This is a genomic window from Paenibacillus sp. J2TS4 (assembly GCF_018403245.1).
Classification (GTDB): Bacteria; Bacillota; Bacilli; order Paenibacillales; family NBRC-103111; genus Paenibacillus_L.
In genome coordinates this window covers 1-11,668 of sequence record NZ_BOSH01000024.1, presented here as the reverse complement: position 1 = coordinate 11,668, position 11,668 = coordinate 1, and the positions used below count along the sequence as shown (strand labels likewise).

General features: G+C 42.5%; 12 protein-coding genes and 1 pseudogene. 9 read left to right on the top strand and 4 right to left on the bottom strand.

What is annotated here, in order from left to right; genetic code table 11:
• Positions 1-300 precede the first annotated feature (300 nt).
• Together KJS69_RS28170 and KJS69_RS28165 are read right to left on the bottom strand one after the other, a co-directional pair.
• Positions 301-765, bottom strand: coding sequence for a DUF2306 domain-containing protein (locus tag KJS69_RS28170; protein WP_249730747.1), 465 nt, complete (start codon positions 763-765; stop codon positions 301-303).
• 189 nt (positions 766-954) lie between these two features.
• Positions 955-1,959 (bottom strand): DJ-1/PfpI family protein, encoded by a 1,005-nt coding sequence (locus KJS69_RS28165; RefSeq protein ID WP_213587408.1) that lies wholly within the window; start codon positions 1,957-1,959, stop codon positions 955-957.
• A gap of 263 nt (positions 1,960-2,222) precedes the next feature.
• On the opposite strand from KJS69_RS28165, the gene KJS69_RS28160 reads away from it, so the two are divergent.
• From KJS69_RS28160 to KJS69_RS28150, 3 genes are all read left to right on the top strand, one after another.
• Positions 2,223-2,909 (top strand): response regulator transcription factor, encoded by a 687-nt coding sequence (locus tag KJS69_RS28160; protein WP_213587406.1) that lies wholly within the window; start codon positions 2,223-2,225, stop codon positions 2,907-2,909.
• A gap of 1 nt (position 2,910) precedes the next feature.
• On the top strand, positions 2,911-4,233 hold the full coding sequence (locus KJS69_RS28155; RefSeq protein WP_213587404.1) for a sensor histidine kinase: 1,323 nt from the start codon (positions 2,911-2,913) through the stop codon (positions 4,231-4,233).
• Between the two features lie 76 nt (positions 4,234-4,309).
• A complete protein-coding gene (locus KJS69_RS28150) occupies positions 4,310-4,570 on the top strand; it encodes an NUDIX hydrolase (RefSeq protein WP_249730743.1) in 261 nt (86 codons plus the stop codon).
• A 366-nt stretch (positions 4,571-4,936) separates the two neighbouring features.
• On the opposite strand, the gene KJS69_RS28145 is transcribed toward KJS69_RS28150, so the two are convergent.
• The gene (locus tag KJS69_RS28145) at positions 4,937-6,157 is read right to left on the bottom strand and encodes an MFS transporter (protein ID WP_213587400.1); all 1,221 of its coding nucleotides are present in this window, start codon (positions 6,155-6,157) and stop codon (positions 4,937-4,939) included.
• A 26-nt stretch (positions 6,158-6,183) separates the two neighbouring features.
• Positions 6,184-7,218 carry an ROK family protein gene (locus KJS69_RS28140; RefSeq protein ID WP_249730742.1) on the bottom strand — a complete coding sequence of 345 codons (1,035 nt, stop codon included), beginning with the start codon at positions 7,216-7,218 and terminating at the stop codon, positions 6,184-6,186.
• A gap of 255 nt (positions 7,219-7,473) precedes the next feature.
• Here KJS69_RS28140 and KJS69_RS28135 point away from each other — a divergent pair, with 255 nt between their 5' ends.
• The 6 genes and pseudogenes from KJS69_RS28135 (at position 7,474) to KJS69_RS28115 (ending at position 11,559) form a co-directional block, all read left to right on the top strand.
• A complete protein-coding gene (locus KJS69_RS28135) occupies positions 7,474-8,289 on the top strand; it encodes a protein kinase family protein (RefSeq protein WP_213587398.1) in 816 nt (271 codons plus the stop codon).
• Positions 8,290-8,558: 269 nt separating this feature from the next.
• Positions 8,559-8,981: a CPBP family intramembrane glutamic endopeptidase gene (locus KJS69_RS28130; RefSeq protein ID WP_306434438.1), complete on the top strand. Its 423-nt coding sequence runs from the start codon at positions 8,559-8,561 to the stop codon at positions 8,979-8,981.
• A gap of 33 nt (positions 8,982-9,014) precedes the next feature.
• Positions 9,015-9,827 carry a MerR family transcriptional regulator gene (locus KJS69_RS28125; protein ID WP_213587396.1) on the top strand — a complete coding sequence of 271 codons (813 nt, stop codon included), beginning with the start codon at positions 9,015-9,017 and terminating at the stop codon, positions 9,825-9,827.
• Between the two features lie 137 nt (positions 9,828-9,964).
• The gene (locus KJS69_RS28120) at positions 9,965-10,741 is read left to right on the top strand and encodes a type II CAAX endopeptidase family protein (RefSeq protein ID WP_249730745.1); all 777 of its coding nucleotides are present in this window, start codon (positions 9,965-9,967) and stop codon (positions 10,739-10,741) included.
• 159 nt (positions 10,742-10,900) lie between these two features.
• Positions 10,901-11,026 (top strand): annotated as a pseudogene (locus tag KJS69_RS29870) (NUDIX hydrolase); the annotation flags it as partial.
• 125 nt (positions 11,027-11,151) lie between these two features.
• The gene (locus tag KJS69_RS28115) at positions 11,152-11,559 is read left to right on the top strand and encodes an SRPBCC family protein (protein ID WP_213587392.1); all 408 of its coding nucleotides are present in this window, start codon (positions 11,152-11,154) and stop codon (positions 11,557-11,559) included.
• Positions 11,560-11,668: the final 109 nt, after the last annotated feature.

The window sequence follows — 11,668 nt, the reverse complement described above, 5'->3', positions numbered from 1 at the left end:
AGAACACTTGAGTAGTTGGATTAAAGCCTGCAATAGTACATCTTTTTGCTTGTTGAAGCAGGGATTCAGCCATTTGGAAAGAGAATTCATGTATTTTCGCAGGCTTTTCTTTCGAACATCTCCATCCGCTTCATAATTGATGTAGTATCGCAGCAATTTAGGTTCGTCCAATCAAATAAGGGAGGAAAACCGATCATCACTCCACTAAGTCAGGCTGTCCCGAAAAACTTGCCTGCCCTAAAATCCAGTTAGAATGGCGGTAAAGAAATTCAAGCACTGATTCAATGTTGGGCCCGATTGTTATTCAAATATTTTTTGTCTAATTAGGAATTCGGCTATAAGCAGATTAAGAATCCAACATAGCCACACCGCTATCGTGTAGGCATTTCCATAGGAAAAATTCATTGCGTTATGAGCAATGGCTACAATGATATAAATCGTCATATTGGCAAAGGAAAGAAAGAAACTTCGGGTGATCCATTGACTATGCAAGATGACTTTTCGTCTCTTGATATACCAGTAACCAAGGATAGTGGTTCCAAGCCATAATGTATTTAGGATAAGAAACCCTATTGTGCTTGGCCATCCCCCGGTGGCAAAGAAAGAGACATAGACTCCGGGAATGAAATTTAAAAGGATAGACAAGACGTATAATCGGCCATTCCAACGGTGGAACTTGGTTGATTTAGCCCGTATTCTTTTAATGACTCCTAAGGGGCCCGTTAGAAGCGAAATAATAGCCAGCAAAATATGAATACGAATCATGAATATCCATAGGGATGTATCTGTTAGAATTAGATCCTTATTGGAAATAAATTTTTCGAAAGCAGGATCAACCATAAAATTTTTGGAAAATGTATGAAATACCCACAGGATCGGGATGATTAAAAGGATTATTCCAATGGTCTTTTTCATTAGGTCCATTCCTCCGTTGAATGCTAAGGAAGCTTCATCTTAAGAAATACGATGTCCAGTTAATTTGGATGAGGGAAGGACTCCAGCTTTTGCTTCACCATACATCTTGTTCCCATCTATAGACACGATAAATTTTAACGTAAGACGCATGGGCTTAGTAACTTTCATGGACCACTTTAATTGATTCCCTTCTAGTATAGGATTGTCCAAGGGGACAATCTCTTCTCCTTGCTGTGCCATTCCTGCTATTTGTCCATCTTCAGAAGTTATATCTAATATAACGGAAAGCTTTCCAATAGGAGTGGAAATGGTGGTATCCCATTTCCCTTGAACATTAACGTTCTTATTAGCTTGGACAGAGGAAGGCTCCCTTGTCGCTTCAATTGGATTTTTTTGTTGGCTTTCTTTAGGTGCACTTCCTTCAGCTTTCCAAACCGTCCCCCTGCGTTCATACTCAAATAATTGCTCCACAGCGAGTGCTATACGCGGGCCTAATTCTCGTTCAACCAAGTAAAGGGCAACATCGAGCCCTGAAGTAACGCCGCCACCCGTGACGAGATCGCCATCATCTACAATACGGGCATTGACTGGAATAGCGTTAGCAGCACTCAAAAGGTCCATTCCCATATGATGCGTAACGGCATGACGGCCCTCTAATAAACCATTCATTGCTAAAATGAGCGAACCGCCACAAACTGTGGACAGTAAGAGATCAGATTTCTTAATGGCTTCTTGAAGTAGATTACTTAGTTCAGTCTCAGAGGCTTTTTTTAATTTTACCGGGATGGAATCGGGGCCATTATCATTAACAGGGCCAGAGGCTCCCGGAACAAGAATGATCCCTTTACGGGATAAATCAAGTTTACTACTTGCTTGAAGCTTTAACGGATTGACTCCGCTTGTTACCATTCGTGCACCTTCGGCGGATACCAGCTCAACGGTTATCTCCTCATTGGAGTACATGGCAGCAGCAGTAAATACTTCATAGGGTGCAATGGCATCTAATAAATCAAATCCATCAAACAAAACAATTTGAACATTCATAGCTATTCTCTCCCTTCAAGCAGTTAAAGAGTGTGGCGAAACATTGCACTCGATTCGCAGCGGATATTCGCCGATCGTTTCACAATGAAAGAATAACCTTTAAGTGTCTCAAACGATGGTCCAAAACCATCACAAAACCATCACAATCCATCCTGAAACTTGAACTTTGCGTATTCCTTATTGAAAAAATGATAAACTAAACATGGACTTGGATGGATAGTTAGTATCCGGGGAGAGTCATCGGAGGAAAAGGTGGGATTTTCATGAAGGAATTACAGACGGTTCTAGTCGTCGACGATGACACAAGCATTGCCGAACTATTGAGGGACTTCTTGGAGAATGACGGTTTTCGTGTAGAAACTGCTTATGATGCCACTCAGGCACTGGCTGTGTTTAAGCAAGGTACCATTCATTGCATCGTTCTGGACCTCATGTTGCCGGGAAAAAACGGTTTCGAGTTATGTCGGGAGATTCGTACGGAAAGCAACGTACCTATCCTTTTCTTAAGTGCTCGCAGCGATGATGTAGACAAGATTCGTGGTCTCGCCCTTGGGGGAGATGATTATATAGTTAAAACCGCTTCGCCGGGTGAGATTGTGGCCAGGGTGAAGGCTGTTTTACGACGCTCCGGTTCTCAGAAGGAATTCCATAGGAGGGTCTTGGATTATGGACGCCTCACTCTGGATTTATCCACGAGAGAAGTATTTTTGGCAGGGCAAAGCATCTCACTTACGCCGAAAGAATATGAATTGCTGCGATTATTTGCCGAACATCCACAATATGTTTTTTCTTACGACCAATTACTAGACAAATTCTGGGATGGAGTTGGCGACAAACATACCGTTCGAGTTCACATTAGTAGACTTCGTGAGAAAATGGAACCCGACCCGGACCATCCCCAATATATAGTCAACGTATGGGGTATAGGCTACCGCTTCAAAGGAGAATGATATGAGGACTATTCGCATTCGTACGTTTACCATTCTCAGCTTGTTTTTTATCCTCCTGTTGCCATGGTTATTTTACGTAACCGCACACTTCATTGAAACAAAAACGCTCAGCTTCGACATGAATGATTCTCAAAAAAGAGACTTAGCCGAGACGATCCACCTCATAGAGACCAATACGGAAAACTGGGCCAACCCTGTTTGGCAAAACCAATTGAAAGGACAGTTACAGGAAACCAGCATGGGCGTGGCTATTTTATCCGACTCCAATCAGGAAATTTTTCGATTCACCCTTGAACGGAATCGTTCATTGCTTCGAACGGAACAGTTTTCGGTCCTTCAGGACGGACGCGTACTCGGAAGGGTAATCATTTACCAGCCGAATTCTAGGGTGATTCAGATGATTGCGGCATTCGTTGGACTACTGCTGGCCTTTATTATTGTCGGATATGCCATGCGAAGGTTCATTCTCAAACCTCTTGAGCAAATGAGTCTGGGGGTTCGACAAATCGCAGAGGGAGATTTGGACGTCCACTTACCTTTGTTCCGGATCACAGAAATTACTGAAGTACGTGACGGATTTAAAGGGATGGTAGAGGGTCTCCAAGAATCCATTCAGAAACAAGTGGAATTGGAAGAAGAACGTCGATTTGTCATTGCTGCGGTTGCCCATGATTTACGGACACCCTTATTCGCTTTACGAGGCTATTTGGATGGTCTGGAGCAAGGCATTGCCCATTCACCGGATAAAATCGCAAAGTATGTGGCGGTTTGTAAGGAAAAGTCGGCCCAATTGGACCGCTTGGCAGAGGAACTTTTTACATTTGCGAAGACAGAATATTTAGAGATGGAACTCAAAGAAAGCAAGGTTGATCTTCCAGTTGTATTACAGAAGTCTATAGACAGCCTGAATCCTCTAGCCCGGCAAAAGCATATCTCTATTATCGTCGAGCATTTTGGGGAAGATTGCGTAGTCGTGGGCGATTCTCACTTATTGGAGCGGGCCATGAACAACCTATTGGATAATGCGGTCAGGCATACACCTTGCTATGGTAAAATTTTTGTCCAATGCTTTAAGGAGGGCGGCCAAGTGACCTTTACTGTTCAGGATACAGGGGAAGGCTTCTCCCCGGAGGAGCTTCAACGAGTATTTGAACCCCTATATCGTGGGGAAGCATCGAGAAATCGTTCAACCGGAGGTGTCGGTCTAGGATTGACTATTTCCCACAAAATCATCAGGCGACACGGAGGTGACCTTGTTGCAGGCAACCATTCAGACGGGGGTGCGCTCCTGAAAGGCTGGATGCTCTCTGCTAATGGATTCTAAAAAGGGTAGGGAAGTTTAAAGGAATTTTCCTATCGATGGAAGCGTATAAAGGTAAGAGATGAAGGAGGGGGTTAGATTGGAGTATCAAGTTCCTAAACAATGTATTTCGGTTTCAGCTCTAGTCACCAATGAGAGTGGTGAGGTATTGTTGCTTAGAACACATTGGCGCTCAGATACATGGGAAATGCCAGGTGGAAATGTTGAATTGGGGGAACCCCTGGATAAAGCAATTTGCCGAGAGTTTCTTGAGGAGACGGGTATCGTTATTAAGCCAATTGATATAACAGGTGTTTATATGAATACAACAAAACAAGTTGGATGGGAACCTGAACAATAATGATTATTAAACCGATCCTTCAGTGTATACAAGTAACTGTTGACCGTGAAGAGCTTCTCCTTCTTTACAGCCTTCAAGAAGAGGGCAAAATTGAGAAATAGTTTTTTTGTTAGGAACAGAGTTTGATTACTTGCCAATGTAAGTAAGAGCCATCCCGTTACCGTTAAAGGAGGCTCTTTTTAACTTGCCGTTCCAGTTTGTCATGCAACCGGTTTAAAAAATAGAAACCGATTATTCGTCTTTTGAAATCCCCATTCCTCCGGCCAGGCGGCTCGAGGCGAGGTGCAGGAGGAACCGAACCAGCTAACTCAAGAAGTGGATAGGACTCATTATATGAAATAATGTAAATGATCAACCATTTTCGGGCTACATCATCATGGAATCGGACGCATCCGATTCCGTGGGCTTCGCTGCTTGTGACAGCAAGCCGGCGACGGTTACCGCGATAAGCACGACAAACAGGGCACGAAGCAGGCCGACCGATTCTCCTATAATCCCCAAAAAAGGCGGCCCGACAAGGGATGCGAGGTAACCAACCGTCGCTACTGCGCTTACCCTGGCCGCAACTCCGCGTGGATCGTCTCCCGCAGCGGACAACCCCACCGGAAAGCCGACTGCCGCGCCAAGTCCCCAAAGCACAATTCCGACAATGGCGACTGCGTAACTCTGCCCCAATATAACGATAAGCAGTCCCGCAATCGCTAAAAGCGCGGATGCCCGCAGAACGACAACCCTGCCGAACCGGTCGAGCAGCCTGCCGCCTGCCGCCCGGCCAATTGTCATCGCGGCCACAAATAGGCCGAAAGCGAATGATCCCATGGCAGGGGTAGCCTTGTAGCCGTCCACCATAATAAGCGGCAGCCAGTCATTGGCAGAGCCTTCCGCAAAAGCCATTCCAAATACAATGATCCCGATCAGAACCGTACGCCGCTCTTTCCATACGGACATGCGTTCTTTGGCGCTCATTGGCGGAGCCATCGAATCGCCGACAGTCTCCTTCCCGGTGCCTGCAGGTACGAGACGGTATAGGCATAAAATAGACAGGATGATAACCGCCACGGCAAGCGCCATGTGGAAAGAGACCGATAGACCGATCTTAATCGCAGCCGATCCGGCCATTGCGCCAAGCAGTGTGCCTACGCTGAAGGCGGCATGAAAACCGGTTAGGAGCGACTTATGAGCGGCTCTCTCAACCGCCGTTCCCTCCACGTTCATCGCCACATCACATATTCCGTTCCCGAATCCGAAGACCGCCAACCCCAAGAACACCGTGATGCCGTTAGCCAGCCATGAGCCGCCCAGACCTATGACTACAAGTCCAACGCAGCTGACCATCAGGCCAGCTACCATGACGAAGCGTCCGCCCTTATGAGCAATAAGATGACTGGCGATCAATAGACCGATGATGGAGCCTACGGCCATTCCAAAAATAATCCAGCCCATTTGCGCCGTTGTTGCCCCTAGTGTATCCCGAATCGCTGGCGTACGCGATACCCATGATGCTATAGTGAACCCGGGCAGTGCAAAAATGAAATAAATGGCGATACGCCATAAATGAATTTGTTTGCGGTCTAATGAATGATTCATGTATGTCCTCCTAAGCCGGCCAGTCCTCAATCCGCTGCCAGCATACTACTTACTGTTAATTGATGCAGTCCGTGAAAATAATCCTGCTCCCAGTCGCTAACAACAAGATTCGGCAGATTCTCTTCCGGAACGAACGAAGCGCTCCTATTTCGGATTTGCACCAGATCAAGTTTGGTTATTTCCGAGCTGCAGAAAATGATGATATGCGGATTGATAGTGGCTGTGAAGACAGCGACAAGACGACTTATAGCTTCCATAAGCTTCGAACGGCTCTCATTGCTGTCCTGTATGGCAAAAGCAGCATCAAGCATTTGCATGAAGTTCTGCGTATCGGACAGCGGCACGTAGGAAACCTCACCCGAGAAAAAGGTTCCGCCTCTCACAACGTGCCCATTTACAATAATACCGGCACCCGGTCCGTTCTTGCCTAAGTACAAGTACACAAGAGAGAGCGAATCATCGCTGCCTATGCGGTCGTAATAACCGATAACCGTGGTGTTCATGTCATTTTCGACTTGGACCCGGAGGGAAAACCGCTCTTCGTAAAAGGCTCCGAAGTTGAAATCCTTAAACCTCTCGTAACCTGGCATGTGGGACACGCGGCCGTTATTCACCGCGCCGGGGATGCCCAACGTAAGAACATGCATGGAGGGGAACCGCGCCAGAAATGTCCCGATTTGTTCGGTCAAGAGCTCCGGACCGGCTTGCAGCACGCCGGAAAGTGTCTCCCGGCCGATGATGTCCCCCTCGTAGTTAAGTATCAAGTAGAAGGAGAAATCTTTCTCCAGACATACGGCAAGCCCTGTCATATAGTCGGGATTCAACTTATAGGTTTTTGGTCGTCTGCCGCCGCTGGATAAGCCCAACCCCATTAACAGTACCTCTCCGGAATCATTCATTTCATCGAGCGCTTTACTGATGGTAGGGAAGCTGATGCCCGTGCTCTGCGCAAGCTCAGCCTTGGTCGATTCAATATCGCGGTAGAGCGCCGCACGAATCTGTTGACGAATCATTTCGCCCATCATTTTCGGATTAACAAAAGGCTGCTTTAGTATATTCATCACCACAACTTATTAAAGTTCTTTAATAAGTAGCTATTCTAACATACATAAAGGAGCTGGACAACGCGCAATTCACGGGGTTAACGCGGCAAAACAAACTGATTGTCCAAAGGCTTCCTGAGATGAAGATGGCCCCCCCCCCCCTAAAAGGGATCTTGGTACTAGACTACGAATATGTTATGTATCAGAAAATATAAACGGAACAGAATTGAACTGCCGGGCAGGACAAAAAAATATCAAATGTGGGGAAGTAGAATGATAACTAAACTAATCGATGGGGTATCATTTGAATTGAAAGAAGATTTTGATTTTTATTTTTTATCCGAATACGGTAAGGTCTTTACTGTGTTCGATAAACAGGATTCCGGCTATTTGTGCTTTGGAGTTCAAAACGAAAATCAAAAGCTGTTCTTGAAAATGGCGGGCGCAGCAACTTTAGAAAGCAATGTAAGTATTGATGAAGCAATAAGTCGACTTCAAACAACCGTATCTGTCTACGAAGATTTACGTCATCCCAAGCTCATTGATATGATTGAACATAAGGAGATAAAAGGGGGATATCTTACTGTCTTTGAGTGGTTTGAAGGCGAATGTATGGGCAAACAATATAATTCTTTGGGTAAATTCATATCTTTGCCGCTCGAAGAAAAATTGGATATTTACAAGGACATATTATTATTTCACATACATGCAAACAAGCGTGGTTATATCGCTATTGATTTTTACGATGGATGTATAATGTACGACTTTAGTAGAAAACGGACTATGATCTGCGACATTGAATTTTATCGAAAAAAGCCCGTAGTAAATACGATGGGACGAATGTGGGGCTCAAGCAGGTACATGTCGCCTGAAGAATTTCAACTAGGTGCAGAGATTGATGAAAGGTCAAATGTTTTTTTAATGGGGGCTACCGCATTTCAACTGTTTGGAGGCGGAATGGATCGTTCATTTGAAAAATGGCAAGGTACAGAGAAGCAATATTTTACAGCTCTAAAAGCTGTCAATGCTGACAAAGGCGATCGCTATCAAACAATTGATGAATATTATCAAGCATGGAATAAGGCTTAGGTGCGCTCCTGATAGGTTGGATCCCCTTGGCTAATGGATAGTTCTAATGTAAAAATATTTAAAAGGTGTGAAGATATTTGTTTATCGCACTCGGGGTATCTCTTTTGCTTACATTTTCTTTCATATTCGTTCAAAAAGGGGTAGAGATAATAACAAGGATTGATCTAAAGAAATACACCATCTATTTTTGGGGAATCATCGTAATTGTAGTATCTATATTTTCAAAGCATAATTATATATACAATATTCCAGATAGCCTATGGTCAGTAATGGCGTTATTTCTCATTGTTGCATTGGTTAATTTACTAATCGCTCGATCGTCGGGATATAACCCAATGGGAAGGCACGATACGATTCATTTTGTTATTTCATACCCTTTAATTGAAGAAGCAGTTTTTCGAGGTTTGATGCTCCCCATTTTAAGCAATAGCACGACCTCTGTTTTACCACTAACCATCGTGGGCTTACCCGTTAAGTATACTGTACTGATTACCGCTTTCCTATTTGCAATCTGCCATCTTCAGTATTATAAATTGTCACGAATGAGTATCAGGTTTATGATGTTTGCATTCTCTGGAGGTATCTTTTTTGGAATCATTGCTGATCAAACAAAGTCGATATTATTACCTATAATCTTACATATCGAGTTTAATGCACTAAGTGTTTATTTTAGTAGAAGAAAAATATCGTGAAGTGTGACACATTCATTAGGAGGTTGACTTGAAATGGGGGATAGCAAAACATATAGAACAAGCCAATTATCGGAAATCTTAGGAGTAACAAGAGATGCGCTGAGATATTATGAGGAAAAGGGTATTGTAAAACCAAAACAGGAAGAAGCAAATAATTACAGGCAGTATGATTTTTATGATATTTACACATTAATGGTGGCCGATTTTTATAAAAAGAGAAATTTATCGATGAAGGAAGTTAAGAAATTACAGGTAGGAAGCGAAATCGATGAGCTGGGAACTTTATTAGAGAAAAAAGCCAAAGAATTAGAAGAAACCATACGGATTAAAACATATATGCTTCAAAAAATAAAAGAAACCAAAGCATTTTGTGAAGAAGTCAAAAAGAACTTAAACCAATATTCCATCAGGGAGCTCCCAACATACGAAGTCATAGGGGAGATTTCTGATTTTAATGCTTTTCTGGAGTATCCGGCCATCTTGGAAAATATGGATTTGTTGAAGGAAGATATTCTAAGTAAAATCATGAGAACATTTACTTTTGACGAAAACGGGTTTCTGGATTCCAAGATGTATATTGTCGAAAAGCCTGAAACGAAACATAAGGAAAAAAACAGATGTTATTTGGAGTATTCTAAATGCATTTATACGATTGTTGAGGATGGCAGGTATCAAAATGGAAATGATGATATTAAATATAAAGTTTTTGAACCTACTTTAGTTTGGGGAAAGGAACAGGGACTAAAGCCTAAGGGGGTTGCTTTTGCTAATACTCGTCTGATTACTTATCTGGACAACAAGGAGCGGGTATTCTTGGAATTATTTATTCCAGTTGAAGAAAAGTAAATTACTTTCCAGGGATCTATTGACCTGGGGGTAACCCCATAGTTTATATTTTTAAACCAATGGAACAGGTACCAATTGTTCTGTTGGTTTTTATTCATTTGAAAACAAATTATAGGCGGGCGATTAAATTGAATGGAATGATAAGAAGATATATTCTATGGACATATGGGATGTTTTATGTTTTTCTTCTGGTTATAGGGCTGGTCCTATTTGTTTTAAAGTCTCAACCGACAGTGGAAATATTAAAAGTGTTATCCGCATGGACGGCTACATTTGTTTTCGTAGCGATGTTTCGTAAAATCTATCCGCAAGGAAATCTGTGGGACTTTATAAAAAGCCAATTTCGTGAAAGGATAAGCCTATCCACGGTATTGTGCGTTTTTCTGCTTCAATTTTTTATTTTGGCAGGAAGTCTTTTCATTACACAAACGGTATGGAATGTGCCCATATACGAACAATTAACGGCTTCATGGACTACACTGCTTATAGTATTTTTCTATAATTTATTTTTAGGACCGCTTGGGGAAGAACTAGGGTGGAGCGGATTTGTATTAATTGAATTGCAAAAAAGCTTCAGTCCATTAAAATCAGCCATGATCGTTGGAGTGACTTGGGGATTCTGGCATGCCCCGTTATGGCTTATGTCAGGGTATTCAGGAATGGCATTGATACTGTATAGTTTTTTCTTCTTGATTTCCATCGTTTCAGTACAAGTAATGATAACCGTATTTTATAACTTGAATCATAATCTCTTGATCCCCATTATGGTCCACCAGCTGTTCAATTATTTTATGGCTATTCAAATTGGAGATAGGCTACTACAGATTCTGATAGTTACTGCTCTATTCTATTTTATAGTGGCAGTGGTTTTGGTTTTGGTCAACTATAAAAAGTGCTTATATACAGGTAAATGAATGGGGCCGGAGAACCGTATCATATTGTTTGCGAAGCTTACAGGATTGGCGGGACCGAGCCGTTTTGTACTAAGATCATGGACGAAACTATCACCATCAGGGAAATAGTGGTAATATAGTTATATGGATTCTAGAATGGGAGGACGATGAGGTGGCTAGTCTTTAGAAGTAGGATTTTTTCCCATTGAAGAAGCATTAGAGATGGTAACCTTTAGAAATTTTAGGGAAAGAATTGAGCTTTGTTTAAATGAAGAACAGCATCCATTTATGTTGAATTTTGATTAATTGCATAGTAAGGATATATCGGAAAGATTAAGTTTTTATTGTAAATGGTGTGTATTGAAGAGGATGTTTTTACCGTATATAATTAACAAAAAATTTAAATTTTTTATAGTGAGGTGGTAATTAAAATGGGAACAAGTAATAACGTAACAATAACGGTAGAAACTACAGTTCATGCATCCGTTGGAGAAGTGTGGGAATATTGGACAGAGCCACAGCATATAACCAAATGGTGTAATGCTTCTGATGACTGGCACGCGCCGAATGCCGAAAATGATTTAAGGGTTGGCGGGAGATTCCTAACAAGAATGGAAGCTAAGGACGGCAGCTTTGGATTTGATTTTGGTGGAGTTTATGATGAAGTTAGATTAAACGAGTTTATTTCTTACACTATGGAAGATGGAAGAAAAGTTGCGATCACTTTTATTAGTCAAGAAAACGACACTAAGGTCATTGAAGCTTTTGAAGCAGAAACCACCAATTCCATTGAGATGCAAGAAGCAGGCTGGCAGGCGATTCTATATAAGTTGAACTAAATAATTTCCTGAAGCTCGCCTGATTCCATCCTGATGCAAAGACGGTCAATGATCTTTAGGGGATCTCCCTTGATCTTATCCATGAATGCGTGCACGTTTTTGCGAATTT